Source organism: Enterobacter cloacae complex sp. GYL001 (assembly GCF_049237125.1).
GTDB classification, from domain to species: domain Bacteria; phylum Pseudomonadota; class Gammaproteobacteria; order Enterobacterales; family Enterobacteriaceae; genus Enterobacter; species Enterobacter hormaechei_C.
The window spans coordinates 13,345-39,727 of record NZ_JBMKGW010000006.1 but is presented as its reverse complement, the minus strand read 5'-3'; the positions used below and the strand labels follow the sequence as shown (position 1 = coordinate 39,727).

The following is a 26,383-nucleotide window of genomic DNA, read 5'->3' as shown; positions in this document are numbered from 1 at the left end:
GCCCTGCTTCGCATCAGGATTAACAAAAGCTAACAACCAAGGCTCAACAATTCTTAACGCCAGCCCTTTACACTTCTGCTGTAGCTGCTGTTCGTAGGCGTCAGGATCCGTTAGGTTGGGTTGACACTTTTCCCAGTTTCTCGCGAAAAAGTGTCAAGTTTGAGGGGTTGGGGGTTTACAGTTTTTCGCCGTCCAGCAGGCAGAGTGACATTAAACCTGTTTTGTTCCAGTCATCCGGCGTATCGGGGTGCATTGTGGCAACGTAGGCCAGCTCAGAACGAAGAAACCGTAAAGCGCCCGCGGCACGGTCTTTGCCATAGAAGCTGTGGGTTTCTTCATCCGGCCGGAAGAGAATCAGCAGTTGCTCTTCGGGCTCGTGCTGAACATCAAAACCCAGCTCAGCGGCTGCGGCCTCTATCCTCTGGCCAGCATTAATATCAGCCGGCAGCACTTTCCCGCCGTCATGCTTCCATACCCATGCGGCGGCCTGCGCCCACGTCATCTCAGTCTGGTGTTCGCCAGCACCAGCACCAGCACCAGCACCAGCACCAGCACCAGCACCAGCACCAGCACCAGCAGAATTTTGTTTAGCCTGCGATGCGTCAACATCCACTTTATCGCCTGAAATTACAATTTCACCGCGGGCTATCCAGCCGTAAACAGTTTGCCGGCTGACGCCCATATGCCTGGCGTAGGCTGATTTACTTAACAGCATCCTGTATTTCCCTCCGGGCAGAAAAAAGCCGCCCTCAGGCGGCCTGCTTCTCTTCTGAATGTGTCTGCCGCTGGCTGCCTTTGAGCATCGCGCTGACATGTTCGCTTAACTGATCAAGGCCGGTCATACGGGGCAGAACTTCTGATGGATCGTCGTTCTTCCCGTACACGAGATTGTTATACCAGGTTCGGACAGCTGTAATTTGTGCGACGTCTTTCCTCACCGCGTCGACCAGATCGGCAACCGCGCTAATCACCTGCCCGTTCTCTGATGCAATACGGGAGAAGCCGAGACGTTTCAGCTGTTCCGTATCGAGCCCCGAACACACCGCGTGCGCCCTTAGTAAGGCGTCCGCCAGCTCCTGATGCTTTCCACTGTGCATCGACAGCAGCATTTTTTCCTGGCTGCGGCGATCCAGTCGGGCGAATGCCTGGCGCATTTCGCTGTCACGCATGAATCCCTGAACATCATCAGATGCCAGTGGATTAACCGGAGCGAGCTTGTTCTTAAGGTAATCGAGAATGTTTGCGGCCTGCTCGCTTACGGCTGCCACCCCGCGGGTAAAGTCTTTGAGCGTGTCCGGGTTCCGGGCTTCACCTGCCCTGCGGTTTTTTGCCTGTTCGTTCAGATCCGGATCGTTGCGGATAACGTCCAGCAAATCCGCCTCAGCTTCGGCCTGCTGCGCCGTTGTCCTCAGGCTGGTGAGTTCGCCCGCCATACCACGGAATAAAGCGGCCATCTGAGTATTTGGCGCAACAACCTTACCGGCATAACCCGCCAGCTCGATGCTGTGTTTCCCAATTTTGATTGAGTAGCTCATTGCCCTGCCTCCATTTTTGACAGCCCCGCATCAAATACCTTGCGCGCAACAGCATGGATTGACGGCGCGATCCCCATGCCTGACTTCTGGCGCTCCCTCTCCTGGATGGTTTTCAGAGCCTGAATCTGCTCCCCGTTCAGCAGAACGGGCTTAACGTTAACCTTGCTCATAATGCCCCCTGTTATAGCGATCGTTAAAGTTCCATTAATCGCAACAATCAATTCATCAATTGCGATTTATGAAACGATATTAATGAAATAGCAGGGGTCCACAACGTGAAAAGAGTGGATGCGTTTTAAAGAATTTGCCCTCAAGGTGTTCATGGTGTTCATAAAGGCTATAAATTACATACAAAACAATAAATTAACCTATGAACACCGGTCTACATACAGGGGTTACAAGTGTTCATGGTGTTCATATTTCTGTTTACTTTATGAGCACAGAGTTAAAGTGACCTATGAAGACTATGAATACCCTATGAATACCTTACACAAAGGTGTTCATAGTAAATCTTATTGATTTAATTGAACTTTACCCAATCAATGAACACTATGAACACCTTTCGCCATATTTAGCTAAACATTCATCTTTTTTCCTCAGCTAACGGGTGCGCCTGCGGCAGCCAGTCCTCCGCACTCTCTGAAAGTTCGACGTTCGTCACCACGCCGCGGGTCTTTCTCTCTTTGCGGTACTCGTGATTAAACTCCCGCATGGCGCTTTCCATTCCCTCAGAGAATTTATTCAGCGTCAGCGGCTTCTCGAAACCGTTAGCCTCAAGAAACGTCAGATAAGCGTGATAGAGGTAAATGCGGGGGCGATGAGGCGGGTTACGGTTGCCCACCAGCATTCCCACGCAATCAGCCAGGCGCTCCAGATGCGCACAGAAGGCGTACAAGGGATCCGTTTTCTGCTTCACCTCCAGTGCTTCTTCGCTGTTCCGTTGCTCCAGCAGCAGCGCCCGCGCTTTTTCCGGGTCCGAAAAGGTTGCCAGCAGCCGACGAACAACCACCGGAATTTCAGCGGATATCTTTTCTGCCAGTTCGGGATCCTTATCCTCTTCGCTGACGCGCCGGTTAAACTGGAAAATTACGCGGCGCCGGGAAACGCCGCCGGCACGTTCGGTGAAAATCATCGGCGTGTTGTTCGTGGCCACAACCACCGCCTGCAGAACGGCGGTGTACTGGTGCTCGTGTTTCGGGTCGATCTCCACCGCGTCCCCGCCGGTGATTGCCTTTATCCCGGTGCCCTCACCTGAATATTTGGGCTGATCAGGAAGCGTTATCATGCTCTTGCCGACGAACTGCGCCCGCCCGCGCGCGCTGTCGAGCGCCGCCATGTTCCCGCTGGCGGTGTTATGCGCGCCGGCCAGCATCGTCGCGATATGGGTGAAGACGCTTTTCCCGCTGCCGCCCTCCCCGGTTATCTCGAGGAACAGCTGCCAGTCGTACCGGTTCGCCAGCACCATAAAGAGCGCTGCAGCGATGCGCTGCATCTTAATTGCGTCTCTATCTGATGCGTAACTTAGCCACTTATGGAAGTTCGGCGCGTGGTCGCGGAGGTTTTCGCCCGGCACCGCCGGCGTGTAGGTCACGCCGTTGTGGTTGGTCAGCCAGTTATCCTGGCTGTGTTCGGAGAAAACGCCGGTTTCCATATCGTAGACACCGTTTGCAAAGGGGATCAGGCTCCGCCGCGGCTCCCCCATCACCGGGATAACGATTTTCAGGGCGTCGATAACGTTGTTGATCGCGCGCTTGCTGAAGTTGGTTTTGTTCTCGTTGTAGATAGCCACCATTTCGCGGCTCAGCTCGAGCAGAGACGTTTTCTCCCAAATGCCGGCGCGGTAGACGTACACGCCCTCGCTGTTTTCGTTGATTGCTATGCCGGTGTAACGCGCGGCCAGTATGAGCGCCTTTTCGTTATCAGCCAGGTCGCGGAGGTTTACATCCGTCAGCGGTTTGCCGATCACCATGCTTTTGCCGGCTTCCGCATCGGCTTTGAGGCGCGGCAGCTGCGGCGTCCAGTCCTCCAGAAGCTGATAACCTTCAGAGTAGAATTGCGCGCGCTCCACGCCGGCCACCGCCAGCTTTGTCGCGAGAATGGTTATCTGCCGTTCGGTCAGATGCCCGCCGCGGCAAACCCGGGCATAGAGCCGGCCATCATCCACAATGCGGATATTCTCCAGCTCTGCCAGCTGCTTTTTATCCAGCACAACCGGCGGCACCGTATCGCCAATCGGGTTCATTTCCTGCCATGCTTTGGCGAACGTCCAGGCATCGGCGCCGGCAAAGATGATTGACTCCTCCATGAGATCCGCCGGCTGCTTTTTAAGGTTTGGTGCATTCTTCATTTTCTGTTCCCTCGCTCCCTGATGATTTCCCGCATAACCCGAATTCGTTCGATGCCCTGCACCCGCATAATTCGATCGATATCTCTTCCACCGGTGCCCGGCGCAGAAGAAATAAATTCAAATTCCCGCGCCAGTCTTTCTGGCGTGCAAAAACACGGTGAGCTGTACCCCTCGCGGCAATATGTCACTCTGTCGAATCGGTAACTTTCGATAATTACGATGTTGCCCCGACCGTCCTTCCATTTATCGCCCGGCCTGATTTCAGGGTGAGCGCGGCCACCAGCAGCTAAGCCGGAATTTTTAATCGTCATATTTTTTACCTCACGCCGCTGGCGGGATTACCTGATAACCAATTTTCCTCAGAAAGCGCGCGGCACTCTCCACCGTAAAAATGATCTCGTCGTCCATAAGGGGGCGCATCGACTGAAGACCATTTGACGTGTCCACCAGATAGCGGCCGCCGGCCGGGAAACTGAAAACGTTTTTGCCGTCGACCCGGCGAACCATATCGTAAACAGGAGTCATAATTTCATCTCCCCTTCACTTAATGACTGGCTGGCAAAACAATATCGCGCGCTATTTAATTGCTCAGATGCGTGATCGGCAAAAGCGCCGAGACGGCAAAATTGGATAACCAATTTCATACAGATACCTCCATGGCCAGACGGGATTGAATGGCGGAGGCCTTACTGCCTAACTGGAGGTAAGTTCGGGTGATTGCCGGGTTACTGTGACCGAGCATTTCAGAGGCTATCAGCAAGCCCTGTTCGCCGCCGGCGGACATTAGATTAAAAGCGGCAATTTTGCGGCTGGAGTAGGCACTTAGGCGCAGACGCGTGTTTACGACGCGGGTAAACCACAGCATTACGTTGTGCAGTTTCTTCCAGATTGTCTGGCGGCTCACGCTACCTTCCAGAGACTGGCAACGGTTGCTTTCAATCTGGCTGCGGGAAAATACCAGGTCGTCACCGATAAGATTGCGCTCCATGCGTTCTCGCAGTCGTTTGATGATGCCCGGCGGCAGCTGTTTGGTATCATGCTTAACCTCAGCCTTTGCCACCAGCTCAAACACAATCGCCTGTTCTTCCTCCGTCATACCGGCGGCCAGCTCGTCGCAGCTCACGCTATCCCAGTGCATGTAGGCAATGTGATCTCCAGCAAGCCGGGCGGCGTCCTTGCGCTGCTGGCGAACAATCTCGATCCCCTTACGGGTCGCTCTGGCTTCTGCTGCTTTGGTCTGCTTCGCTACGATGATCGTTGCAATGCCTGTTTCCCAGCTAATGCAAGAGTAACGGAAGTTGCACACGTCGCTGGTACGCCAGCCGGTAACGGTCGCAATATCCCACCAGAGTAAAACCCAGTCCGGCTGGGTCTGCTGGATGCGTTCGCGCAGTTTGCGCTGCTCTTCCCGTTCGTAAACGGGGGTCATGGTGCGGCTACCTTTCGTAGTAGTGGCTTTTACCACGTTGCCGCGCAGCTCGCGGGCTTTAGCTGTCAGGGTCTGGAGGTTAAACATGGCTACCTCCCAATTTCGCAACATCCAGTTCAAACGCGCCGCTGCTGTATTGATAAAGCGAACATTCAGAGCGAATTTTGGCGGCAAAGATAAGATCCCAGCGGGAATAAAACTCGCGGGCTTCTTGCTCACTGTCGGCAACGATGCGGATAACAACGGGAGTGCAGGTCCGGCCTTTCGGCGTACCGAGGAAAAGCCAGGTGAATTTGGGCAGTTTTTGGGTTGGGGTAGTAGCCATGTGGCAGCCTCCATACAGTGGTCTAGATAACCACCACCGGAAACGCCAATTTCACTGGTGGTGGACTGAGCAGGGTTGGCGTAACCGGACTGTATGGACTCCGGCGCGGATTTCTCCGCCCCCACCCAGCCCACCATAATTTTGCTTGCAGAGCGGTTTTGAACCACAACGCGTGAAAATAGGTGAGACGGATCAACGGCACAAAAAAAGACGCTTGGCGCGTCATGTGTCGCCATACAGTCATTCAGGACGCCAATCCTGGCACCAGATTTTGCTGGTGCTTTTAAAGCATACCCTTCAGTTGAATAACAAGGCAAGGAGTTTTTAGGGTGAGCGAAGCCCTGCCCCAGACGGGCATAATTATTCTTCATGGCATTAACCTTTTTGAATTGTTTAGTGAGCTGTCGCGACAAACTTATTCTGCGAGATCCGAAGTGCAAACTCTCGCAAATTATCTCTGCTCACGGAATCTCAGTTCGTTTGGCTGCGTGACGATTCAATGCGCTCACTAATCCATTCATCAATTTCGCTTTCAATGAAAGCGATTGCTCGAGAACCAATCTTTATGGATGAGGGGAAACGTTGCTCAGCCATGAGTCGATAGATCCAAGCCTTGCTATAGCCGGTTCTGCGCTGAACTTCAGGTAAGCGGATAAGGGATTGGGACATATATACCTCTCGAAGTCTAATGTGGTCTACGAGGTATATTTCAGCAAAAATATGCGGGTAGTTGTGGAAGTCACGGTAAATCAGTTGGAAGCAGCACTTCCACTGAAATAGAAGTACGGCCAGAAGTTTTAGTACCTGTAGATCGACTTTTCGGAAATCCTTACGAGCTATTTGGAAGCGTATGTGTTCAGAGCTTCATTAATTAGCATAGTCAATGCCTTATCTGTCACATCGATGCCATCGCCATGTTCCAATATGCTTCTTGAAGCACTCCTAGCAACTTCGGATTTGTTCAAATTTTTACCGCGAACATATTTACCACCTGATTTTTCAAGCGCAATAGCCATTCCAGCGATCAGTTTTAACGCTGTATCTTTACCAGCAAACTCGCCCCACCCGCTTCGTAAAGGCTGGTACTTTTCGCTAGAGCTATCTGGATCACATCCAAACCAACTATCTGTAGCTGATATTTCTTTAACAGCCCAAGGCCAAATATCATTGGAATAAAAATCAGCTCCAGTGATATCTCCGCCAGGTGAGCTAGACCATGTTCTCTTGGGATGTAGTTCTTCTGCGTTTACAGCACTCAAAATTATCCTCAAGTAACTGGAAGCAATGTTGTAGATCTCAGGAGGGAATTTAGCTTTCAACTCATCTAAGCGTGAACAACTGTACACGCCAGCCATAGCCATTGCAGCCTGCTCAGCAGTGACCACACGTTGTCGGCGAAGATGATGGGGCATGTTGAGGATGTTTTCTCGCATAAAAGCTTCCTGCTAACGATAGTCTACAGAAGTCTACTACTGTCAATTAGCACTGTCTATACATACAGTTAAACGCTTTTCCCAAACGTTCCGTGCACTACATTTTCGCCATTTTCCAACGCCTCCATATAGTCGGCATACCACTGGAGCATATCGCGGCGGCCATCCAGATACTGGGCGTGGTTGTACGTTCCTCGTATAGAGTTTTTGTCGACGTGTGCCAGCTGCGTTTCAATCCACGCGGTGTTGTAGCCCTGTTCGTGCAGGATGGTACTCATGGTGTGCCGGAAACCGTGCCCGGTGACTTTTCCGTTATAGCCAATCCGCTTAAAGACTTGGTTTATGCTGGCTTCACTCATTGTTTTTCGCGGATCGTTACGGCCAGGGAACATAAGCGGGTAATTGCCTGTTAGCTCTTGGAGCTGGCCAATAAGCGTAAGAGCTTGCCTGGACAACGGTACTACATGAGGGCGACGCATTTTCATGCGTGAGGCTGGTATTTCCCAGACCGCCTTACTGATATTGATTTCATCCCAAAATGCCCCGCGGAGTTCGCCGGTACGCAAGCCGGTGATAATCAGCAGACGAGCAGCCAAAACTACTAACGCGCTTCCTGTATATCCTGACAACGCCTTGAAGAAATCAGGCAATTCTTTCGGTGTGAGGAAAGGATAATGATTGGACTCATGCCCTTGCATGGCGCTGGTGAGATCCGGAGCGGGGTTATACTCAGCACGCCCGGTGACTATTGCGTAACGGAAAACTTCCCCGCAGCGCTGCCTAACTTTTTTGGCCTTTTCTGTAGCGCCGCGCCCCTCAATGCGCCGCAGCATATTCAACAGTTCAAGCGGTTTGATATCGGCTATTGGTTTTTTGCCAATGTAAGGGAACACATCTTTGTTGAAAGCCTCCAGGATGTCTGAAGCATACCCAGCAGACCATTTTTTTAGTTTGCTACTGTGCCACTCAAGGGCAATATCTTTGAAGGTGTTGTTTAACTGCGTTTCACGGGCGATCTTCTCTTCCCGTTTCGCTTCCATAGGATCGATACCCCCAGCGATACCCCTTTTGGCTTCTTCACGTTTTGCCCGAGCATCGGCCAATGTGACTTCAGGATACACACCCAGCGCTAACAGCTTCTCTTTGCCGGCTACACGATACTTGAGCCGCCAGTATTTGCCGCCATTAGGTTTAATCAGGAGATACAAACCACCACCATCAGCCAGCTTGTAAGGCTTATCTTTAGGTTTGGCGGTGTCCACCTGCCGGGCGTTTAGTTTCACTTGGGGGTACCTCCTCTAGACCGAACAGCATATACCCCCATAAGTACCCCCAAACGACTGTAGATTTCAGGGAACTTTAGTAGACATAGAAATACTAAAAGGGGCTGTAAAGCGCAGAGTATAAGGGGTTTCAGTGAACTTTAGTAGACTTGGGGAGACGTTAGAATGGTGCCGATAATAGGAGTCGAACCTACGACCTTCGCATTACGAATGCGCTGCTCTACCAACTGAGCTATATCGGCCCTGAAAGGCCGGTTACGAGCGTAACCACGGGGCAAAAGAGTAGATCTAACCGGGTGATGCGTCAATGCCCTTTTGAATCAAACGGCTATTTTTGCATCACCCGCGATTATTTACCCACGAATCGTATCATCACCGTAGCCGATCCACTTGTAGGTGGTCAGCGCTTCCAGCCCCATCGGACCGCGGGCATGCAGCTTCTGAGTGCTCACAGCCACCTCCGCGCCCAGACCAAACTGGCCGCCATCGGTGAAGCGCGTCGAGGCATTCACGTAAACCGCAGACGAATCCACTTCATTCACAAACCGATCGGCATTGCGCAGGGTGCGCGTCAGGATCGCGTCAGAATGCTGGGTTCCGTGTTCACGAATGTGCGCAATAGCGTCATCGAGATCCGCAACCACCTTCACGTTCAGATCCAGCGACAAATACTCATCGTCGTACTGCTCCGCGTTAACCGGAACGACCTTCGCCGGACCGTCTTTCAGCAGGGCGAGAGACTTCTCATCCGCATGCAGCGTGACGCCACTTTCCGCCATCTGCTTGCTCAGCGCTGGCAGGAAGGTACTGGCGATGCCCTGATGGACCAGCAGCGTTTCCACAGTATTACAGGTGCTTGGACGCTGTGTTTTAGCGTTGACGATAATCTTCAGCGCAGGTTCTTCCTCCGCGGTGTCATCCACTACGATATGGCATACGCCAATACCACCGGTGATCACCGGAATGGTAGATTGCTCACGGCACAGCTTGTGCAAGCCCGCGCCGCCGCGTGGGATCAGCATGTCGATGTATTTGTCCATGCGCAGCATCTCGTTGACCAGCGCACGGTCGGGGCTTTCAATCGCCTGCACGGCACCCGCCGGTAAACCACACTCCTCCAGCGCCTGCTGAATGACGTTTACCGTCGCGGCGTTGGTGCGCCAGGTCTCCTTCCCGCCACGCAGGATCGCGGCATTACCGGTCTTCAGGCACAGGGAGGCGACATCCACCGTCACGTTTGGACGCGCTTCGTAAATCACCCCAATGACGCCAAGCGGCACGCGGCGACGCTCAAGGCGTAATCCGCTGTCGAGCACCCCACCGTCAATCACCTGCCCTACCGGGTCGGCGAGGTTGCACACCTGACGGACGTCGTCGGCAATACCTTTCAGACGCGCCGGGGTCAGCGCCAGACGATCGAGCATCGCTTCACTCAAGCCGTTGCGACGCGCTTCCAGCAGATCCTGCTCGTTGGCGAGCAAAATTTCCTGCGACTGAGATTCCAGATAATCAGCGATTTTTTCCAGCACGCGATTTTTCTCGCGGCTGGAAAGGAGCGCCAGTTTATAAGAGGCGGCTTTCGCGGCTGCGCCCATTTGTTCCAGCATGTTCTGGCTCCTTAACGAATAATCATGTCGTCACGATGCACGGCAACCGGGCCATATTCATAGCCCAGGATGGCGTCGATCTGCTGGGAATGGTGACCAGCAATCCGACGCAGTGCGTCGCTGTTATAACGACTTACGCCATGAGCGATGTCGCGACCTTCAAGGTTACGGATTCGGATCACTTCACCACGCGAGAAGTTGCCTGTCACGCTTTTAATTCCTTTTGGAAGTAACGAGCTTCCTCTTTCCAGAATAGCGGCGGTCGCGCCTTCATCCACGGTCAATTCGCCAGCCGGGGGCGCACCAAAGATCCAGCGTTTTCGGTTTTCCAGCGGGGACGCCTGGGCGTGGAAGCGAGTGCCCACAGAGATGCCTTCCATCACATCACCGATCACACCCGGACGGCTGCCCGCGGCGATGATGGTGTCGATACCGGCCCGGCACGCCACGTCCGCGGCCTGGAGCTTGGTGCCCATGCCGCCGGTCCCCAGACCAGAAACGCTGTCACCCGCAATGGCACGCAGCGCATCGTCAATGCCGTGAACGTCTTTGATCAGTTCAGCCTGTGGATTAGAGCGCGGGTCAGCGGTAAACAGCCCCTGCTGATCGGTCAGAAGCAGCAGCTTATCGGCCCCTGCCAGGATCGCCGCCAGCGCAGAGAGGTTATCGTTGTCGCCTACTTTGATTTCAGCGGTGGCAACAGCGTCGTTTTCGTTAATGACCGGAACGATATGGTTATCCAGCAGTGCACGCAGCGTATCGCGGGCGTTCAGGAAACGTTCTCTGTCTTCCATATCCGCACGCGTCAGCAGCATCTGCCCGACGTGAATGCCGTAGATGGAGAACAGTTGTTCCCAGAGCTGTATGAGTCGGCTTTGTCCCACGGCGGCCAGCAGCTGTTTGGAGGCGATCGTCGCGGGGAGTTCGGGGTAGCCCAGGTGTTCACGCCCGGCGGCAATCGCCCCGGAAGTCACAATCACAATACGATGCCCTGCGGCATGCAACTGAGCGCACTGACGTACAAGCTCAACGATATGGGCACGATTCAGGCGGCGCGATCCGCCTGTTAACACACTGGTACCGAGTTTTACCACCAGCGTCTGGCTGTCACTCATGATTCTCTGCCGTTCAACAATAAGGGAAAATGATGTCAGTCAGACGTTTTAACAGGTGTCAGCTCCGTTGCCAACTGCCTTAGCGCATGACCCGTCACTTTGTTGCGCGGGATCAGGAAGCGTAGCGGCAGATTTTGACAATTTTATTACCGAAAAATTAAAACATACTTTTTTAGACATATTCTTACTTTGTCATAAAACTTTCACCCACGAACGATAAAACCCTTCCTGTTTTTCACGGGGTAATAAGTCGAATCTTATTGCTCAGCGAATATTAGCGCGTTTTTATAAAATCAGGATTGAAAATGAAAAAGAGCACTCTGGCATTAGTGGTAATGGGCGTAGTTGCTTCCGCATCTGTTCAGGCAGCAGAAGTTTATAATAAAAACGGGAATAAACTGGACGTGTACGGCAAAGTAAAAGCAATGCACTACATCAGTGATGATGACGCTAAGGATGGTGACCAGACTTACGTTCGTTTCGGCTTTAAGGGTGAAACGCAGATTAACGATCAGCTGACCGGCTACGGACGTTGGGAAGCTGAGTTCGCAGGTAACAAAGCTGAGAGCGACTCTTCTCAAAAAACACGTCTGGCATTTGCCGGGCTGAAACTGAAAGACTTCGGCTCACTGGATTACGGCCGTAACCTGGGCGCGCTGTATGACGTCGCCGCATACACCGATATGTTCCCGGAGTTCGGCGGTGACGGCCTGGCGCAGACCGATAACTTCATGACGAAACGCGCCTCCGGTCTGGCCACATACCGTAATACCGATTTCTTTGGCCTGGTTGACGGCCTGAACATGACCCTGCAATACCAGGGCAAAAATCAAAACCGCGACGTGAAGAAGCAAAACGGTGACGGCTTCGGTACCTCCCTGAGCTATGACTTCGGCGGCAGCGATTTTTCTGTGATTGGTGCCTATGCCAGCTCCGATCGCACTAACGATCAAAACCTTCAGGCACGCGGCGAAGGTAAAAAAGCAGAAGGCTGGGCAACCGGTTTGAAATATGATGCCAACGATATTTATCTGGCCACTATCTATTCCGAAACCCGCAATATGGCCCCTATTTCCGGTGGCTTTGCAAATAAAGCGCAAAACTTCGAAGTGGTCGCACAATATCAATTTGACTTTGGTCTGCGTCCATCTCTGGGCTACGTGCAGTCTAAAGGCAAAGATATCGAAGGTATCGGCGATGAAGATATCGTGAAATACATCGACGTAGGTGCGACATATTATTTCAACAAAAATATGTCTGCGTTTGTTGATTATAAGATCAACCAGATCGATGACGATAATAAACTGGGCGTAAGCAGCGATGATATCGTTGCGCTGGGCATGACCTACCAGTTCTGATGTTGTGGTAATAAAAAAACCGGCGCTGAGCCGGTTTTTTTGTGCCCGGTGACGCTGTGCTTACCGGGCATACGGGATAGTACATTTTTCATGCCGGGTAAGGCGTAGCCGCCACCCGGCGCTGTGACATCATCAGGCTCTCAGTTTCACCGCTTCGCTGGAAAAATCGTCCGCAGGCTCCAGCTTCAGATCCAGCGTTGCCAGCAGGTCGCGAGCTTTGCCGTGAAATTCTTTTAGCGTATGCTCCAGGCGATCGATCACTTCCTGATCTTTGATGCTCGTCGCCTGCCAGTGCCCGTCTTTATTAAACAGGCCAAACTGATAGCTATAGGTAAAACGGTTTTCCTGTGCTTCCATTTCCATCCACCAGCCCCAGAACTCACGTTTTTCGGGTGCAGGCTTCACGTTGACGCAAACAGCCAGGCAGTCGAAAAAAAAGCGATTCTCTTCACACTGCTCTTCTCGAATATACGGGCCAAGAGCCATGAACTTCTTAATCAGTCTACTTTTCGGGTGTCCACTCGGTAACGTCATTGCGATCTCCTTTTGTGAAGCACTGTTTTACCAAACCAACGAAATTTAGCAAACTATTAACACAATCTCTGCGTGATCCAGCGTGTGATCTCTTTCAGCGCTTTGTCAAAATTCTGGTACACCGGGCTGAAGGGTACCTCCAGCAATTTACCATCAGAAGATGACGACGTGATTAAGCGTGACTCCTCTTCCGGGCTAAACGGATCGTTCTTCCAGAAACCGGACATCATTGGGGTTGGGCAGCGGCGGCCGAGTAAGCCCTGCGTTTTTAATGAATAACGATTAAGTTCAATGCGCAACGCTTCGTCTGAAGCATCATGCATGCCAAGTCGGCTCGCCAGCACGTCCAGATACATCTCAGGAACGCTACCCTGACGCGCAGGATCGCTTAACAGAGCATGCACCACCGGGCCAAGACAGGCGACGGCCTTCAGGCGTGAAGATTCAAGGTAGGCAAGCCGTACCGCGACGTTAGCGCCAAAGCGGAAGCCAAACGCGCCAACCCGGGTGTGGTCAACCCAAGGGATATTCTCCAGCGCTTTTAAAGCATGCTGGTGCAGCAGGCTGGAGTCTTGCGTAAGTTTCCATTTGGATGAAAAACCAATGGAAGGCATATCAAGCGTCAGCATGGCGATTCCGTTTGGGGCAAAGTAGCGCTCATACAGGCTGTAATAGTCAATTTGTAACGAGTCCAGTCCACCGCACATCAGAACCGTCGGGAACGGCCCTTCCCCCTCCGGCATATGCAGGAATCCGGTCACCGGGCTGCCACCGGGAATGGCGAACTCAATTTCACGCATCCGGCCAGGCAACCGCTGCGCGGCCTCTTCATAAGCCCGGTTTGCCAGCGCCTGGGCCTGCTCTGCCAGTTCGTCGCCTTTAAGATGCGGATATGCAGCGATGCTGTACAGATTTGCCGCATGCAGCCAGTGCTTTCCGCTGAGAGTGGCATCTTCTTCCTGGCTCGCTTTTTGCTGCCAGAGCATGGCCTGCTTTGACCATTCGTAGATCCAGTTTCCACCACGGTAGCCCACCACCGTATCGTAGAGATCGCCGTCGGTACGCTCGGACTCACTCATCACGATACGCGCCTGCACGTCGAGGATTTCACGCGGATCGATGCCGCGCCAGATCCACATCAGGCGGTTAATCATTCGATACCAGTGGGGCACGTTCTTACCGTCTAACGCTGACTGAACGGCAGGCATTGTCCCCGGATTAAACCGACGCACCAGCGTCGACGTTTCAGGGTGCTTGAAACGGGGTTTGAAGAGAGTTTCGGTAAGATTCGCCTGCGTCATTGCGTTGCCTCCATGGATACGTCATATGAAGACCATTGTAACGCGTGGCAGGGTAAAAAGAACAACGCCCGGCATAACCGGGCGTGTAAAGTTACGTACTGAAATTAACGGCCAGAGATAGGCGGTACGAAGACCACGCCCATATCCCATGGCTGTTCAATCCAGGTATCCTGCGGGATATCAATAACGTAATCATCAACCAGTGGGCGACCCGCTGGTTTCGCGAAGATCGTGACGAAGTGCGCTTTTGGATACATTTCGCGGATAGCCACCGCGGTACCGCCGGTGTCCACCAGATCGTCGATAACGATAAAGCCTTCACCGTCGCCTTCCGCGCGTTTCAGCACTTTCAGTTCGCGCTGGTTGTCGTGATCGTAGCTGGAGATACATACGGTATCGACATGACGAATACCCAGCTCACGAGCCAGCAGCGCCCCCGGTACCAGACCGCCACGGCTGACGGCAATAATGCCTTTCCACTGTTCGGAAGGCATCAGACGCGCAGCCAGTTTGCGTGCGTGAATCTGCAACATGTCCCAGGTGACGACGTATTTTTCGCTCATGTGAAGTGTCCCAGCCTGTTTATATACGGCTTAAAAAAATGAGGGTGAACCAGGTTGCGCGAGATTATAGAGATCTGACGCACTAAAAACCAGTGTTACGCGCCATGAGCCTGAGTTTTTACATGCTTAATGCTACCAGCCACGGGAGAAAGTGGTATTCTCAGTTGCATCTCGCAAGCCTGACTTGTGGTAACGATTAACCTGCTAACCCTGTGACCTGCAACATTGTTTTGCAGCGCAACGACAAGGAGACCTATCGTGTCTGAACTGTCTCAATTATCTCCACAGCCGCTGTGGGATATTTTTGCCAAAATCTGCTCCATTCCGCACCCTTCCTATCACGAAGAACAGCTTGCCGAACATATTATGGGTTGGGCGAAGGAAAAAGGTCTGCACGCTGAGCGCGACCAGGTTGGCAATATTCTTATCCGCAAACCTGCCACCGCAGGTATGGAAAACCGTAAGCCAGTGGTATTGCAGGCGCACCTGGATATGGTTCCGCAGAAAAACAACGACACCGTTCACGACTTCACAAAAGACCCGATCCAGCCGTACATCGACGGTGAGTGGGTGAAGGCGCGCGGCACGACTCTGGGCGCAGATAACGGCATTGGTATGGCTTCCGCGCTGGCCGTGCTGGCTGACGACAGCGTTGAACACGGTCCGCTGGAAGTGCTGCTGACCATGACTGAAGAAGCGGGCATGGATGGCGCGTTCGGTCTCCAGGCAAACTGGCTGCAAGCGGACATTCTGATCAACACCGACTCCGAAGAAGAGGGTGAGATCTACATGGGCTGCGCGGGCGGGATCGATTTTATCTCTACCCTGCCGCTGTCCCGCGAAGCGATCCCTGCCGGATTCGAGACCTTTAAGCTGACGCTGAAAGGGCTGAAAGGCGGTCACTCCGGCGGTGATATTCACCTGGGCCTGGGCAACGCCAACAAACTGCTGGCGCGTTTTCTGGCGGGCCATGCCGCTGAACTGGATCTGCGTCTGGTGGACTTCAACGGCGGTACTCTGCGTAACGCGATCCCTCGCGAAGCCTTCGCTACCGTGGCGGTGCCTACGTCGAAAGCGGACGAGCTGAAAAACCTCTCCAGCGTGTATCTGGAGATCCTGAAAAACGAACTGTCTGCGAAAGAGAAAAACCTGACGGTGGTGCTGGAGTCCGTTACGACGGATAAAGCCGCGCTGACCGCACAGTCTCGTGACACGTTCGTCCAGCTGCTGAACGCAACGCCAAACGGCGTTATTCGCAACTCTGACGTGGCGAAAGGCGTGGTGGAAACCTCCCTGAACGTGGGCGTGGTGACCATGGGTGACGACAGCGCAGAGATCATCTGCCTGATCCGTTCCCTGATCGACAGCGGTAAAGAGTACGTTGTGAGCATGCTGGAATCTCTGGGTACCCTGGCGGGCGCGAAAACGTCTGCAAAAGGCAGCTACCCGGGCTGGCAGCCGGATGCAAGTTCTCCGGTCATGGCACTGGTGCGTGAAACTTATCAGCGTCTGTTCAACAGCACCCCGAATATTCAGGTTATTCATGCGGGTCTGGAGTGTGGTCTGTTCAAGAAACCGTATCCGGATATGGACATGGTCTCCATCGGGCCAACCATCACCGGGCCACACTCCCCGGATGAGCAGGTTCACATTGAAAGCGTCGGTCACTACTGGACGCTGCTGACTGAGCTGCTGAAAGCAATTCCTGTTAAGTAATTAGCCGTTTGATGCCCGGTGGCGCTACGCTTGCCGGGCCTACGATTAGCGTAATCTACAGTCCCAACACCAGTTGACGCTCCAGCTGCGGATCCAGCAAGGTGACGTGCAGCCCCACCAGCCTCACTCCTCGTCCGCCCCGCCGTTCTTCCCACGCCTTTTTCGCCGTCGCGATAAGATCCTCTTTGTTGAGGCGTGGCCAGACGTGCTCCTGCGTCGTCTGCTGAAAATCGTTAAATTTCAGTTTGATGCCCTGTCGGGCAATAAGCAGATCCGGTTTGACCTTCAGTAAGCGTCGTTCAAGCTCAGGATAAAGCTGTTCCGTAATAATGGTTTCACACTCGGTCCAGTCATGGATATCTTCGCTCAGCGTGCGTTCAACGCCGACCGATTTACGCAGCCGTTCGTTGTTCACATCCCGGTCATCAATGCCCTGACTGCGTTCCCACAGTACGTGGCCAAACTTGCCAAAACGCTTAAGCAGCAGCGCCAGATCGCTGCGCTGAACGTCTTCGCAGGTGCGTAGCCCCATATTTTCCAGCTTCGCGGCGGAGACTTTGCCCACGCCGGGGATTTTGCTGAGCGGCAGCGTCTTTAAAAACGCCGGAACCTCTTCCGGAGTGATGACGTACTGGCCGTTGGGCTTATTTAAATCGGAGGCGATTTTGGCGAGAAATTTTACCGGCGCGACGCCTGCCGATGCCGTCAGGTTCAGCTCATTAAAAATAGTCTGGCGGATCTCCTGCGCCATGAGGGTGGCGGAGCCGTGGCAGTGCACGCTGTGGGTGACATCCAGATAGGCTTCATCCAGCGATAACGGTTCAATCAGTGAGGTGTAGCGGGAGAAGATCTCCCGAATGTGGCTCGATGCTTCTTTATAGGCATCAAAACGTCCGGGCAAAAGAGTGAGATGCGGACACAGTTTCAGCGCCATCGCTGTCGGCATGGCGCTGCGTACACCGTATTTGCGAGCAGGATAGTTGGCGGTGCTGATGACACCGCGCTGAACCCGGCTGCCGCCAATGGCGATCGGAATATCCCGCAGCGCCGGGTTGTCACGCATCTCCACTGCGGCAAAAAAGCAGTCCATATCGACATGGATTATTTTGCGCATAGTAAGCCCTCACTTATTACTGGATAAGTATACAGTAAACAAATGAGGGTTGAGAAGTGCGCGGAGGAATTGTCGGGTGGCGGCGTTGCCTTACCCGACCTGGAAGACTAAATAATACGTTGCTGCTCGCGAGCCATCCGCTTCTTCCGCGCATCGCACGGTTCCGGACAATCGCACACTTTTTCCATTCCGATGGAAGAGATGCCTCCGCAACTGCCCTGAATGCTTTTACGCTTGATGATCCAGCCTAAGGACATGCCGAAGATCACCAGCACAAACACCGCAAAGGTCGCCAGAAAAGTCAGCATAATCAGCCTCCGAAATCATCAAGCATGATGTTCTCATCTTCCACGCCAAGATCTTTTAGCATCTTAATCACGGCGGCGTTCATCATTGGTGGACCACACATATAGAACTCGCAGTCTTCCGGTGCCGGGTGCTGTTTGAGGTAATTTTCATACAGCACGTTGTGGATGAAGCCCGTATAGCCTGTCCAGTTATCTTCCGGCTGCGGATCGGATAGCGCCACATGGAAGGTAAAGTTAGGGTTATCACGCGCCAGTTGTTCAAACTCATCGTCATAGAACATTTCGCGCAGTGAACGCGCCCCGTACCAGAAGCTGATCTTACGCTTGCTGCCAAGTCGTTTGAGCTGGTCAAAAATATGCGAACGCATCGGCGCCATACCCGCACCGCCGCCGATAAAGACCATCTCCGCGTCAGTATCTTTGGCAAAGAATTCGCCGAACGGGCCGGAAATCGTCACTTTGTCGCCAGGCTTGAGGGACCAGATATACGACGACATGACGCCAGGAGGGGCATCAGGCACATTCGGTGGCGGCGTGGCGATACGCACGTTGAGCATAATAATGCCCTTCTCTTCCGGATAGTTAGCCATGGAATAGGCGCGAAGCGCGGGCTCTTTTACCTCGGAAACAAAGCGGAAGAGGTTAAATTTATCCCAGTCTGCCCGGTACTCCTCAGGCACATCGAAGTCAGCATACGCGACGGTGTGTGCCGGACAATCAATCTGGATATACCCACCCGCACGGAACGGGACGCTCTCCCCTTCAGGGACACGCAGTTTGAGCTCTTTGATGAACGTGGCTTTGTTATCGTTAGAGATAACTTCGCATTCCCATTTTTTCACGCCGAAGATCTCCTCCGGCAGCTCAATCTTCATGTTCTGGCGCACAGCGACCTGGCACGCCAGACGGCATCCCTCTTTCGCTTCACGCTTCGTGATATGCGACAGTTCCGTTGGCAGAATATCACCGCCGCCCTCTTTGACCGTCACACGGCACTGGCCACAGGAGCCACCGCCGCCACAGGCAGACGAGACAAAAATCCCGTTGCCGGAGAGCGTGTTAAGCAGCTTATCCCCTGCCGGGGTACGGATCTGATTCTGCGGATCGTCATTGATATCAATGATCACATCCCCGGAATTGACCAGCTTCGCACGCGCCGCCAGGATCAGCCCTGACAGCACCAGTACTATCAGCGTGAACATCACCACGCCAAGAATAATTTCCATCTGTTAGCCCTTATAGCTGCACACCGGAGAAGGACATAAAGCCCAACGCCATCAGGCCGGTGGTGATAAAGGTGATCCCTAAGCCACGAAGCCCCGCAGGTACGTTGGCATATTTCATTTTTTCACGGATCCCCGCCATGGTGACAATCGCCAGCATCCAGCCGATACCGGAACCGAAGCCATACACAACCGATTCACTGAAGTTGTAATCGCGCTGAACCATAAACGAGACGCCACCGAAGATGGCGCAGTTCACGGCGATCAGCGGCAGGAAGATCCCCAGCGCGTTGTACAGCGACGGGAAGTATTTATCGAGGATCATCTCCAGGATCTGAACAAGCGCCGCAATCACTCCGATAAAGGTGATGAAGTTCAGGAAGCTAAGATCAACCCCCTCCACCAGCGCGCCATCGCGCAGCACGAAGTTGAATACCAGGTTGTTAATCGGAACGGAAAGCCCCAGCACAACGGTAACTGCCACGCCCAGACCAAATGCCGTCGATACCTTTTTAGAAACGGCAAGGAACGTACACATGCCCAGGAAGAAAGCGAGCGCCATGTTTTCAACAAACACCGCGCGCACAAATAAACTCAGGTAATGAGCCATTGTCGGTTACTCCTTTTCCTGCTGTTCAGACTTCAACGTACGAATTAACCAGATCAGCAAACCGATAATGAAAAATGCGCTTGGGGCCAGCAGGAACAGGCCATTCGGCAGATACCAGCCGCCGTTCTGTACCGTATCCAGCACCGGAATGCCAAACAGCTTGCCGCTGCCAATAAGTTCGCGCAGGAAACCAACCGTCAACAGGATCACGCCGTAACCCAGGCCGTTGCCAATACCGTCCATAAAGCTCGCCAGCGGTGGCATTTTCATCGCATAGGCTTCAGCACGCCCCATCACGATGCAGTTGGTGATTATCAGGCCGACAAACACCGAAAGCTGCTTCGAGGTTTCATAGGCGAAGGCGCGCAGGAGCTGATCGACCACGATCACCAGCGAGGCGATAATCGCCATCTGCACGATGATCCTCACGCTGTTGGGTATGTGGTGGCGGATCATTGAGATAAACATGCTGGAAAACGCTGTCACCAGCGTTACCGCCAGCGTCATGACCACCGCCGTTTCCAGCTTGGTGGTCACCGCCAGCGCCGAGCACACCCCCAGCACCTGTAGCGTTATCGGGTTATTGGCTAACAGCGGGCCAATCAGCACCTTTTTAACTTCTTTCAGTTCACCCGTATCAGCCATTATTCAGCGCTCCTTCACGTACATTCTTCAGGAAGGGACCAAAGCCCAGTTCACCCATCCAGAAATCAAAGCTGTGCTGCACACCGTTAGAGGTGAGCGTGGCACCGGAAAGGCCATCAACGGCAAATTCATCGCCGGGACGCGCGCCCCCTTTCACCACCTTCAGCGCAGGCTGGCCGTTGTCGTCGAGCACTTTTTTACCAACAAACTGTGCCCGCCAGTTAGGGTTCTCAACTTCGCCTCCCAGCCCTGGTGTTTCGCCCTGATCGTAATAAGTAATGCCTTTGACCGTACGACCATCGGTTTCCAACGCCACAAAGGCGTACATCATTGACCATAAACCGTTGCCATAGATGGGCAACACGATTTCCTGGATGCGCTTTTGCTCGTCACGGACGAGGTAAATCTCCGCGACATTGCTGCGGCGCTTAATGCCTGCCGGATCCTGCGAGGCGTCAAGCGTGGTGCTCATCTGCGGATCTTTTAGCGCCAGCGCCTGGTTGTATTTCGCCGGGTCTTTATCCATTAACTCCCCGGTTTTTAAATCCACCAGCCGTGCGGTAATACGTTCGGCAAACACCGCTGCGACGTCATCCTTCGTCATGCCTTCCTGCATCAGCCCGGCCACGGCCAGGATGTTACGCTGTTTATCCAGCGCTCGTTGCTCCTGCTGTAGCGGCTTTAACCCTACGGCAGAACCGGCCACGACAATGGAACAGACCAGACACAGTACCAGCACCACCAGCAGCGTTTTGCTGATGCTGTCGTTATTTTTGATCTCAGCCACGCGCCTTCCTCCGCTTAATGTTGGCGCGCACGACCAGGTAGTCGAACAGCGGCGCAAACAGATTGGCAAACAGAATGGCCAACATCATCCCTTCCGGATAAGCCGGGTTGACCACGCGAATCAGTACACACATCACCCCAATGAGCGCGCCGTAACACCATTTACCTCTGTCGGTAAACGAAGCCGAGACCGGATCGGTGGCCATGAACATCATGCCAAACGCAAAGCCTCCCAGCACAAGGTGCCAGTACCACGGCATGGAGAACATCGGGTTTGTGTCTGAACCAATGAAGTTGAAAAGCGTGGCGGTGAGTACCATCCCGAGCATGACGCCTGCGACAATGCGCCAGGACGCCACGCGGCCAAAGAGGATGATGGCCCCGCCGATCAAAATCATCAGGGTAGACACTTCACCGATGGAGCCTGGAATATTGCCGATAAACGCATCAAACCAGGTGACAGGCTGTCCGGTTGCATTATTGACCAGCGTTTCGCCGCCGCCAGCCGCCCACTGTGAAAGTGGCGTCGCGCCGGAGAATCCGTCTGCTGCCGTCCACACCAGGTCGCCCGAGATTTGCGCCGGATAAGCAAAGAACAGGAACGCGCGCCCTGCCAGCGCCGGATTGAGGAAGTTGCGTCCGGTCCCGCCGAAGATCTCCTTGGCAATCACCACGCCAAAGCTGATCCCCATCGCCGCCTGCCAGAGCGGCAGCGTTGGCGGAACAATCAGCGCAAACAGAATAGAGGTAACAAAGAAGCCCTCGTTGATCTCATGTTTGCGAATAATAGCGAACAGCACCTCCCAGAAACCGCCGACGATAAAGACAGTCATATAGATGGGGAGGAAGAAGACAGCGCCCAGCGTCATCATGCTGATCCAGCCGGCATCTGCCGCAAAGCTCACCCCCAGCGACTGCGCCAGACGATAGTGCCAGTCAGACTGAATCACCTGCGCCAGCTGCTCTGCATTGTACATATGGTGCAGCGCCGGAATAGTTTGCAACCCAACGTTATACATCCCCCAGAACATGGCCGGGAAGACCGCAAACCAGACCAGAATCATCATTCGCTTGAGGTCGATGGCGTCGCGAACGTGCGCCGCGCCTTTCGTCACCAGACCCGGCGTGTAGAAAATGGTCGTTGTCGCTTCATACAGCGGGTAGTACTTTTTGAGCTTCCCTTCGGTAAAGTGCGGCTCAATTTTTTCAAAGAGGTGTTTTAAGCCCATGGTTATCCTTCCTGCTCAATGCGGGTTAACACCTCGCGCAATACGGGTCCATATTCGTATTTACCTGGACACACATAGGTACACAGCGCCAGATCTTCTTCGTCCAGCTCCAGACAGCCCAACGCCTGGGCACCGTCGGTATCGCCGGCCAGGAGATCGCGCAGCAGCACGGTGGGCAGAATATCCAGCGGCATCACGCGTTCGTAGTTGCCAATCGGAACCATGGCGCGCTCACCGCCGTTGGTGCTGGTGGAGAAGTTAAACAGCTTACGACGCAGGAAGTGGCCGAGCGTGGTGCGGGTTACAGAGTATTTTTCTGCACCAGGCAGTACCCAGCCGAACAGCTCTTTCTCGCGTCCTTCAAGCACAACGCTCACCTGAAGATGGAAACGACCCAGCCAGGCCATCGGGCCTGTCGCGTGCCTGCCGCTCAGCACCGAACCGGAAATAATACGGTTTTCACCCTCTTTCGTTTCGCCAGCCAACAGCGCCGTCAGGTCTGCCCCAAGCAGCGTGCGAACCAGACGCGGTTGGGTTGCCTGAGGGCCGCCGATGGCAATAATGCGTTCTGCGCACAGCTCACCCGTGGTGAATAGCTTACCGATAGCGATCACGTCCTGATAATTAAGATGCCAGACCTGTTTCGTCAGGCTTACCGGCTCCAGGAAATGAATATGCGTTCCCACCAGCCCGGCCGGATGCGGGCCGGCAAATTCATTAAAGGCTACCTGCCCTTGCGGATGCCCGCCCAGCTTACCGCCGCTGGCCTGACAGACATGCACTTTACCCGGCGTCAGGCGCGTTAACACGGTGAGGCCGGCATCGAAAGCGTTTCGTTCCGCCAGGATAAGAGGCTGCGGATCTGCGCTAAGCGGGTTGGTGTCGATGGCCGTGACGAAGATAGCGGCCGGCACAGTGCCAGGCACGGGCGTTTTGCTATAGGGGCGCGTGCGAAGCGCCGTCCACAGTCCCGACTCCAGCAGTTGCGTCTGCACCGCGTCGTGGCTGAGGGTGGCAAGATCGGCGGCGTCAAAACGCGCAAATTCGCGTTTCTCATCGCCTTCAATTTGAATAACAACCGATTGCAGGACGCGACGCTCACCACGATGGATGGCGACAACGGTGCCGCTGGCTGGGGCTGTAAACATAACGCCAGGATTTTTTTTATCCTCGAAGAGCGCCTGACCTTTTATTACGCGATCGCCTTCCTGTACCAGCATCGCGGGACGCATGCCCACGTAATCATCACCTACAATAGCGACATGATGAATACTGGCGCCGGTGGTGACGTGCTGTTCAGGCACGCCAGAGATTGGCAGATCGAGTCCTTTTCTGATTCTAAACATGTGGTTAGCAGGTATCCATGAACAACAATCCAGAGAGGCCGGAGTGTACCATTTTCGGCCCTGCCAGGGGCAGCAAATCCGCCGTCTGGCGCGCCGAAATGCGAGCTATTGCGCAAAGTTCCTGGAGTCAGGACATTATGAATGGGTTATAAAGTAAAACTAATTTGTAAACGCAAAGGTTGGCTCTTGCGAAAATCTCCATCGGTGCTAATGTGAGCGCTCCTGTCCAGATTAGTCTGATTTCGGGTGTCTTTTGCCGTTCTGGCAAGTTGGTCATTGTTTTATCAAGGAACCAGTAGTATGCGTAAAATCGCATTGTTCATTGCGATGCTTCTGATACCGTGCATGTCGTTTGCCGGGCTGCTTGGCAGTAATAGTTCAACGACGCCGGTCAGCAAAGAGTATAAACAGCAGTTGATGGGATCCCCGGTTTATATTCAAATCTTCAAGGAAGAGCGCACACTCGATCTGTTTGTCAAAATGGGCGAGACGTATCAGCTGCTCGATAGCTACAAAATCTGTAACTATTCTGGCGGGCTGGGGCCGAAACAGCGCCAGGGTGACTTCAAAAGTCCGGAAGGGTTTTACAACGTTCAGCGTAACCAGCTAAAACCGGACAGCCGGTTCTATAAAGCGATTAACATCGGTTTCCCCAATGCCTTCGACCGTGCGCACGGTTACGAAGGGAAATACCTGATGATTCACGGTGCCTGCGTGTCTGTCGGTTGTTATGCGATGACGGATTCCGGCATTGATGAAATCTTCCAGTTTGTCACGGGCGCACTGGTCTTCGGCCAGCCGAATGTTCAGGTCAGCATCTATCCGTTCCGTATGACGGATGCGAACATGGCGCGCCATAAATACTCTGTTTACACAGATTTCTGGAAACAGCTAAAACCGGGCTATGACTACTTCGAGCAGACCCATAAGCCGCCGGTGGTGTCCATCGTCAATGGCCGTTACGTGGTGAGTAAACCGCTCAGCCATGAAGTGGTTCAGCCGCAGCTGGCGTCAAATTACGCGGTCCCCGAGACAAAATAGCGCCCACTCGCCTGGCATAATCTTTTGCCAGGTTTCGTTGCCGGTCAGCGGCTGCGTTGCAATGACAGTGACCACATCGTTCGGTGTGGTCTCCTTCTGAAAATCAATTTCCACATCCTGATCGAGCAGCGTGGCGACGCCAAACGGCGCACGTCGGGTGATCCAGAACAGATTCGTCGAGCAGAACGCCATCACGTAGCGCCCGTCAGACAGCAGCATATTAAAGACGCCCTTCTCGCGTAACTCAGACGCCAGTGACGCTATGTACTTAAAAACGGCGGTCATGTTGCCGGGCGTACGGGGGTAGCGCTCGTTCAGCTTGTGCAGCAGCCAGCAAAATGCTTTTTCGCTGTCCGTTTCACCGACAGGACGGAAATTGCCGGTTTCCAGCGACTTATAGCCCGAAAGCTGCCCGTTGTGTGCATAGGTCCAGTTACGGCCCCACAGTTCACGGGTAAACGGATGGGTATTTTCCAGCGCCACTTCGCCGCGATTTGCCTGGCGGATATGGGCGATCACCGAACAGGATTTAATAGGATAGTCCTGCACCAGTCTGGCAATGGGTGAGTTAAAGCTGGGTTGTGGATCTTTAAACGTGCGACATCCTTTGCCTTCGTAGAAGGTAATACCCCAGCCGTCTTTATGCGGCCCGGTTCCTCCACCGCGCTGAACCAGCCCGGTAAAACTAAAGCAGATATCGGTTGGCACATTGGCGCTCATCCCGAGCAGTTCGCACATAGATCACCTCCACAACAGCGGGGGGCACCGGCGCCCCCCAGCGAAGTCTTACTTAACCATCTCTTTTTCGATCAGTTGGATCAGGATGTGGATCACTTTGATGTGAATTTCCTGAACGCGATCCGCATAACCGAAGTGTGGTACACGGATTTCAATGTCCGCTGTACCGTCCATCTTACCGCCATCTTTCCCGGTCAGGGTGATCACTTTCATGCCCTTCTCACGCGCGGCGGCGATCGCTTTGATCACGTTAGCAGAGTTACCGGACGTGGAGATACCCAGCAGCACGTCGCCTTCACGGCCTACGGCTTCAACGTAGCGGGAAAAGATATGGTCGTAACCGAAGTCGTTGCCTACACAGGAGATGTGGCTCACGTCGGAAATCGCAATCGCCGGGTAGCCCGGACGGTTTTCGCGATAGCGTCCGGTCAGCTCTTCGGCGAAGTGCATGGCGTCACAGTGGGAACCGCCGTTACCGCAGGAGAGCACTTTACCGCCGGCTTTGAAGCTGTCGGCAAGCAGGACCGCCGCGCGCTGAATAGCGTGAATATTGGCATCATCTTTCAGAAAATTCGCCAGCGTTTCCGCCGCTTCGTTCAGTTCGTTACGAATAAGATCCTGGTACATGAGGATAATCCTTCAGTATTGATGAAATAACACAGTGGAGTGTACCGGATAGCAGTAAAAGCGAGAAGCTAAAGCCATGCGAATCGTCCGGCGTTTTGATTTTTTGTGCCGGCTAAAACGCGAACAATGTGAACCAGGTTGTAATTATTTTGTAAACACATTGCTAAAGG

At 53.6% G+C, this 26,383-nt stretch carries 30 protein-coding genes, 1 tRNA gene and 1 pseudogene; 3 read left to right on the top strand and 29 right to left on the bottom strand.

Annotation, left to right across the window (positions count from 1 at the left end):
- Window positions 1-175 precede the first annotated feature (175 nt).
- The 16 genes and pseudogenes from ACOTWU_RS12810 to proB all read right to left on the bottom strand — a co-directional run bounded on the left by ACOTWU_RS12810 (window position 176) and on the right by proB (window position 11,074).
- Window positions 176-502, bottom strand: coding sequence for a hypothetical protein (locus ACOTWU_RS12810; RefSeq protein ID WP_126546520.1), 327 nt, complete (start codon window positions 500-502; stop codon window positions 176-178).
- A gap of 247 nt (window positions 503-749) precedes the next feature.
- Complete coding sequence (locus ACOTWU_RS12805) at window positions 750-1,535, bottom strand: hypothetical protein (protein ID WP_045339030.1); 786 nt, start codon at window positions 1,533-1,535, stop codon at window positions 750-752.
- Window positions 1,532-1,705 carry a hypothetical protein gene (locus ACOTWU_RS12800; RefSeq protein WP_014830800.1) on the bottom strand — a complete coding sequence of 58 codons (174 nt, stop codon included), beginning with the start codon at window positions 1,703-1,705 and terminating at the stop codon, window positions 1,532-1,534. Before ACOTWU_RS12800 ends, ACOTWU_RS12805 begins: the two co-directional genes overlap by 4 nt.
- A 413-nt stretch (window positions 1,706-2,118) precedes the next feature.
- Window positions 2,119-3,882, bottom strand: a complete 1,764-nt coding sequence (locus tag ACOTWU_RS12795) for a DNA primase family protein (protein ID WP_421625767.1) — start codon at window positions 3,880-3,882, stop codon at window positions 2,119-2,121.
- Window positions 3,879-4,193 carry a DUF4222 domain-containing protein gene (locus tag ACOTWU_RS12790; protein WP_045339026.1) on the bottom strand — a complete coding sequence of 105 codons (315 nt, stop codon included), beginning with the start codon at window positions 4,191-4,193 and terminating at the stop codon, window positions 3,879-3,881. The genes ACOTWU_RS12795 and ACOTWU_RS12790 overlap by 4 nt, the downstream gene beginning before the upstream one ends.
- Window positions 4,194-4,203: 10 nt before the next feature.
- Window positions 4,204-4,407, bottom strand: coding sequence for a hypothetical protein (locus ACOTWU_RS12785; protein ID WP_045339024.1), 204 nt, complete (start codon window positions 4,405-4,407; stop codon window positions 4,204-4,206).
- Window positions 4,404-4,526, bottom strand: coding sequence for a hypothetical protein (locus tag ACOTWU_RS12780; RefSeq protein WP_260681330.1), 123 nt, complete (start codon window positions 4,524-4,526; stop codon window positions 4,404-4,406). Before ACOTWU_RS12780 ends, ACOTWU_RS12785 begins: the two co-directional genes overlap by 4 nt.
- Complete coding sequence (locus tag ACOTWU_RS12775; RefSeq protein ID WP_045339021.1) at window positions 4,523-5,398, bottom strand: tyrosine-type recombinase/integrase; 876 nt, start codon at window positions 5,396-5,398, stop codon at window positions 4,523-4,525. The genes ACOTWU_RS12780 and ACOTWU_RS12775 overlap by 4 nt, the downstream gene beginning before the upstream one ends.
- Window positions 5,391-5,636 carry a host cell division inhibitor Icd-like protein gene (locus ACOTWU_RS12770; protein WP_020802552.1) on the bottom strand — a complete coding sequence of 82 codons (246 nt, stop codon included), beginning with the start codon at window positions 5,634-5,636 and terminating at the stop codon, window positions 5,391-5,393. Before ACOTWU_RS12770 ends, ACOTWU_RS12775 begins: the two co-directional genes overlap by 8 nt.
- A 47-nt stretch (window positions 5,637-5,683) precedes the next feature.
- Window positions 5,684-5,872, bottom strand: a pseudogene (locus ACOTWU_RS12765) (ash family protein); the annotation flags it as partial.
- 235 nt (window positions 5,873-6,107) lie between these two features.
- A complete protein-coding gene (locus ACOTWU_RS12760; RefSeq protein ID WP_045339018.1) occupies window positions 6,108-6,305 on the bottom strand; it encodes a helix-turn-helix transcriptional regulator in 198 nt (65 codons plus the stop codon).
- A gap of 167 nt (window positions 6,306-6,472) precedes the next feature.
- Window positions 6,473-7,069: a hypothetical protein gene (locus ACOTWU_RS12755; RefSeq protein WP_045142012.1), complete on the bottom strand. Its 597-nt coding sequence runs from the start codon at window positions 7,067-7,069 to the stop codon at window positions 6,473-6,475.
- 68 nt (window positions 7,070-7,137) lie between these two features.
- On the bottom strand, window positions 7,138-8,352 hold the full coding sequence (locus ACOTWU_RS12750; RefSeq protein WP_252049389.1) for a phage integrase central domain-containing protein: 1,215 nt from the start codon (window positions 8,350-8,352) through the stop codon (window positions 7,138-7,140).
- Between the two features lie 166 nt (window positions 8,353-8,518).
- Window positions 8,519-8,594 (bottom strand) — tRNA-Thr (locus tag ACOTWU_RS12745).
- A gap of 111 nt (window positions 8,595-8,705) precedes the next feature.
- Entirely contained in the window at window positions 8,706-9,959 is a 1,254-nt protein-coding gene (proA, locus tag ACOTWU_RS12740) for a glutamate-5-semialdehyde dehydrogenase (protein WP_126499270.1), read from the bottom strand.
- Between the two features lie 11 nt (window positions 9,960-9,970).
- Complete coding sequence (gene proB, locus ACOTWU_RS12735) at window positions 9,971-11,074, bottom strand: glutamate 5-kinase (protein ID WP_015571369.1); 1,104 nt, start codon at window positions 11,072-11,074, stop codon at window positions 9,971-9,973.
- 305 nt (window positions 11,075-11,379) lie between these two features.
- Between proB and phoE the strand changes: the two genes are divergently transcribed.
- Window positions 11,380-12,432 (top strand): phosphoporin PhoE, encoded by a 1,053-nt coding sequence (gene phoE, locus ACOTWU_RS12730; RefSeq protein ID WP_048973781.1) that lies wholly within the window; start codon window positions 11,380-11,382, stop codon window positions 12,430-12,432.
- Window positions 12,433-12,564: 132 nt separating this feature from the next.
- Here the strand turns inward: phoE and crl are convergent, their stop codons facing one another.
- The 3 genes from crl to gpt all read right to left on the bottom strand — a co-directional run bounded on the left by crl (window position 12,565) and on the right by gpt (window position 14,830).
- On the bottom strand, window positions 12,565-12,966 hold the full coding sequence (crl, locus tag ACOTWU_RS12725) for a sigma factor-binding protein Crl (protein WP_006809999.1): 402 nt from the start codon (window positions 12,964-12,966) through the stop codon (window positions 12,565-12,567).
- A 56-nt stretch (window positions 12,967-13,022) separates the two neighbouring features.
- Window positions 13,023-14,267 carry an esterase FrsA gene (gene frsA, locus ACOTWU_RS12720; RefSeq protein WP_017694464.1) on the bottom strand — a complete coding sequence of 415 codons (1,245 nt, stop codon included), beginning with the start codon at window positions 14,265-14,267 and terminating at the stop codon, window positions 13,023-13,025.
- 104 nt (window positions 14,268-14,371) lie between these two features.
- Window positions 14,372-14,830 (bottom strand): xanthine phosphoribosyltransferase, encoded by a 459-nt coding sequence (gene gpt, locus ACOTWU_RS12715; protein ID WP_003863205.1) that lies wholly within the window; start codon window positions 14,828-14,830, stop codon window positions 14,372-14,374.
- 258 nt (window positions 14,831-15,088) lie between these two features.
- Between gpt and pepD the strand changes: the two genes are divergently transcribed.
- Complete coding sequence (pepD, locus tag ACOTWU_RS12710) at window positions 15,089-16,546, top strand: cytosol nonspecific dipeptidase (protein WP_063405160.1); 1,458 nt, start codon at window positions 15,089-15,091, stop codon at window positions 16,544-16,546.
- A gap of 55 nt (window positions 16,547-16,601) precedes the next feature.
- Here pepD and dinB read toward each other — a convergent pair whose 3' ends face one another.
- From dinB to ACOTWU_RS12670, 8 genes are all read right to left on the bottom strand, one after another.
- Window positions 16,602-17,660, bottom strand: a complete 1,059-nt coding sequence (dinB, locus tag ACOTWU_RS12705) for a DNA polymerase IV (protein ID WP_126499271.1) — start codon at window positions 17,658-17,660, stop codon at window positions 16,602-16,604.
- Window positions 17,661-17,767: 107 nt separating this feature from the next.
- Window positions 17,768-17,968 (bottom strand): (Na+)-NQR maturation NqrM, encoded by a 201-nt coding sequence (gene nqrM, locus ACOTWU_RS12700; protein WP_003863212.1) that lies wholly within the window; start codon window positions 17,966-17,968, stop codon window positions 17,768-17,770.
- A gap of 2 nt (window positions 17,969-17,970) precedes the next feature.
- Window positions 17,971-19,194: an NADH:ubiquinone reductase (Na(+)-transporting) subunit F gene (gene nqrF, locus ACOTWU_RS12695; RefSeq protein WP_015571374.1), complete on the bottom strand. Its 1,224-nt coding sequence runs from the start codon at window positions 19,192-19,194 to the stop codon at window positions 17,971-17,973.
- Window positions 19,195-19,204: 10 nt separating this feature from the next.
- Window positions 19,205-19,801 carry an NADH:ubiquinone reductase (Na(+)-transporting) subunit E gene (gene nqrE, locus ACOTWU_RS12690; protein ID WP_003863217.1) on the bottom strand — a complete coding sequence of 199 codons (597 nt, stop codon included), beginning with the start codon at window positions 19,799-19,801 and terminating at the stop codon, window positions 19,205-19,207.
- 6 nt (window positions 19,802-19,807) lie between these two features.
- Window positions 19,808-20,446, bottom strand: a complete 639-nt coding sequence (locus ACOTWU_RS12685; protein ID WP_045327847.1) for an NADH:ubiquinone reductase (Na(+)-transporting) subunit D — start codon at window positions 20,444-20,446, stop codon at window positions 19,808-19,810.
- Complete coding sequence (locus ACOTWU_RS12680; RefSeq protein ID WP_017383124.1) at window positions 20,439-21,233, bottom strand: Na(+)-translocating NADH-quinone reductase subunit C; 795 nt, start codon at window positions 21,231-21,233, stop codon at window positions 20,439-20,441. The genes ACOTWU_RS12685 and ACOTWU_RS12680 overlap by 8 nt, the downstream gene beginning before the upstream one ends.
- Window positions 21,226-22,461 carry an NADH:ubiquinone reductase (Na(+)-transporting) subunit B gene (locus ACOTWU_RS12675; protein WP_017383123.1) on the bottom strand — a complete coding sequence of 412 codons (1,236 nt, stop codon included), beginning with the start codon at window positions 22,459-22,461 and terminating at the stop codon, window positions 21,226-21,228. The genes ACOTWU_RS12680 and ACOTWU_RS12675 overlap by 8 nt, the downstream gene beginning before the upstream one ends.
- Before the next feature lie 2 nt (window positions 22,462-22,463).
- On the bottom strand, window positions 22,464-23,807 hold the full coding sequence (locus ACOTWU_RS12670) for a Na(+)-translocating NADH-quinone reductase subunit A (RefSeq protein ID WP_032647337.1): 1,344 nt from the start codon (window positions 23,805-23,807) through the stop codon (window positions 22,464-22,466).
- 300 nt (window positions 23,808-24,107) lie between these two features.
- Here ACOTWU_RS12670 and dpaA point away from each other — a divergent pair, with 300 nt between their 5' ends.
- The gene (gene dpaA / locus ACOTWU_RS12665) at window positions 24,108-24,848 is read left to right on the top strand and encodes a peptidoglycan meso-diaminopimelic acid protein amidase (protein ID WP_006810008.1); all 741 of its coding nucleotides are present in this window, start codon (window positions 24,108-24,110) and stop codon (window positions 24,846-24,848) included.
- Here the strand turns inward: dpaA and ACOTWU_RS12660 are convergent.
- Together ACOTWU_RS12660 and lpcA are read right to left on the bottom strand one after the other, a co-directional pair.
- Window positions 24,819-25,586: a class II glutamine amidotransferase gene (locus ACOTWU_RS12660; protein ID WP_126499272.1), complete on the bottom strand. Its 768-nt coding sequence runs from the start codon at window positions 25,584-25,586 to the stop codon at window positions 24,819-24,821. The two genes, dpaA and ACOTWU_RS12660, sit on opposite strands and share 30 nt — an antisense overlap.
- Window positions 25,587-25,634: 48 nt before the next feature.
- Window positions 25,635-26,213, bottom strand: a complete 579-nt coding sequence (gene lpcA, locus ACOTWU_RS12655; protein ID WP_003863232.1) for a D-sedoheptulose 7-phosphate isomerase — start codon at window positions 26,211-26,213, stop codon at window positions 25,635-25,637.
- Between the last annotated feature and the right edge of the window lie 170 nt (window positions 26,214-26,383).

What these genes read in the sequence shown, in the direction of transcription:
- ACOTWU_RS12775 (WP_045339021.1), bottom strand. Translation starts at nt 5,398, where the DNA reads ATGTTTAACCTCCAGACCCTGACAGCTAAAGCCCGCGAGCTGCGCGGC.
- ACOTWU_RS12670 (WP_032647337.1), bottom strand. Translation starts at nt 23,807, where the DNA reads ATGTTTAGAATCAGAAAAGGACTCGATCTGCCAATCTCTGGCGTGCCT.
- ACOTWU_RS12770 (WP_020802552.1), bottom strand. Translation starts at nt 5,636, where the DNA reads ATGGCTACTACCCCAACCCAAAAACTGCCCAAATTCACCTGGCTTTTC.
- ACOTWU_RS12795 (WP_421625767.1), bottom strand. Translation starts at nt 3,882, where the DNA reads ATGAAGAATGCACCAAACCTTAAAAAGCAGCCGGCGGATCTCATGGAG.
- ACOTWU_RS12660 (WP_126499272.1), bottom strand. Translation starts at nt 25,586, where the DNA reads ATGTGCGAACTGCTCGGGATGAGCGCCAATGTGCCAACCGATATCTGC.
- ACOTWU_RS12780 (WP_260681330.1), bottom strand. Translation starts at nt 4,526, where the DNA reads ATGAAATTGGTTATCCAATTTTGCCGTCTCGGCGCTTTTGCCGATCAC.
- dinB (WP_126499271.1), bottom strand. Translation starts at nt 17,660, where the DNA reads ATGCGCAAAATAATCCATGTCGATATGGACTGCTTTTTTGCCGCAGTG.
- dpaA (WP_006810008.1), top strand. Translation starts at nt 24,108, where the DNA reads ATGCGTAAAATCGCATTGTTCATTGCGATGCTTCTGATACCGTGCATG.
- ACOTWU_RS12785 (WP_045339024.1), bottom strand. Translation starts at nt 4,407, where the DNA reads ATGACTCCTGTTTACGATATGGTTCGCCGGGTCGACGGCAAAAACGTT.
- ACOTWU_RS12755 (WP_045142012.1), bottom strand. Translation starts at nt 7,069, where the DNA reads ATGCGAGAAAACATCCTCAACATGCCCCATCATCTTCGCCGACAACGT.
- ACOTWU_RS12685 (WP_045327847.1), bottom strand. Translation starts at nt 20,446, where the DNA reads ATGGCTGATACGGGTGAACTGAAAGAAGTTAAAAAGGTGCTGATTGGC.
- nqrE (WP_003863217.1), bottom strand. Translation starts at nt 19,801, where the DNA reads ATGGCTCATTACCTGAGTTTATTTGTGCGCGCGGTGTTTGTTGAAAAC.
- ACOTWU_RS12800 (WP_014830800.1), bottom strand. Translation starts at nt 1,705, where the DNA reads ATGAGCAAGGTTAACGTTAAGCCCGTTCTGCTGAACGGGGAGCAGATT.
- ACOTWU_RS12760 (WP_045339018.1), bottom strand. Translation starts at nt 6,305, where the DNA reads ATGTCCCAATCCCTTATCCGCTTACCTGAAGTTCAGCGCAGAACCGGC.
- phoE (WP_048973781.1), top strand. Translation starts at nt 11,380, where the DNA reads ATGAAAAAGAGCACTCTGGCATTAGTGGTAATGGGCGTAGTTGCTTCC.
- crl (WP_006809999.1), bottom strand. Translation starts at nt 12,966, where the DNA reads ATGACGTTACCGAGTGGACACCCGAAAAGTAGACTGATTAAGAAGTTC.
- proA (WP_126499270.1), bottom strand. Translation starts at nt 9,959, where the DNA reads ATGCTGGAACAAATGGGCGCAGCCGCGAAAGCCGCCTCTTATAAACTG.
- ACOTWU_RS12810 (WP_126546520.1), bottom strand. Translation starts at nt 502, where the DNA reads ATGACGTGGGCGCAGGCCGCCGCATGGGTATGGAAGCATGACGGCGGG.
- frsA (WP_017694464.1), bottom strand. Translation starts at nt 14,267, where the DNA reads ATGACGCAGGCGAATCTTACCGAAACTCTCTTCAAACCCCGTTTCAAG.
- gpt (WP_003863205.1), bottom strand. Translation starts at nt 14,830, where the DNA reads ATGAGCGAAAAATACGTCGTCACCTGGGACATGTTGCAGATTCACGCA.
- ACOTWU_RS12805 (WP_045339030.1), bottom strand. Translation starts at nt 1,535, where the DNA reads ATGAGCTACTCAATCAAAATTGGGAAACACAGCATCGAGCTGGCGGGT.
- lpcA (WP_003863232.1), bottom strand. Translation starts at nt 26,213, where the DNA reads ATGTACCAGGATCTTATTCGTAACGAACTGAACGAAGCGGCGGAAACG.
- nqrF (WP_015571374.1), bottom strand. Translation starts at nt 19,194, where the DNA reads ATGGAAATTATTCTTGGCGTGGTGATGTTCACGCTGATAGTACTGGTG.
- ACOTWU_RS12675 (WP_017383123.1), bottom strand. Translation starts at nt 22,461, where the DNA reads ATGGGCTTAAAACACCTCTTTGAAAAAATTGAGCCGCACTTTACCGAA.
- ACOTWU_RS12790 (WP_045339026.1), bottom strand. Translation starts at nt 4,193, where the DNA reads ATGACGATTAAAAATTCCGGCTTAGCTGCTGGTGGCCGCGCTCACCCT.
- nqrM (WP_003863212.1), bottom strand. Translation starts at nt 17,968, where the DNA reads ATGCTGACTTTTCTGGCGACCTTTGCGGTGTTTGTGCTGGTGATCTTC.
- proB (WP_015571369.1), bottom strand. Translation starts at nt 11,074, where the DNA reads ATGAGTGACAGCCAGACGCTGGTGGTAAAACTCGGTACCAGTGTGTTA.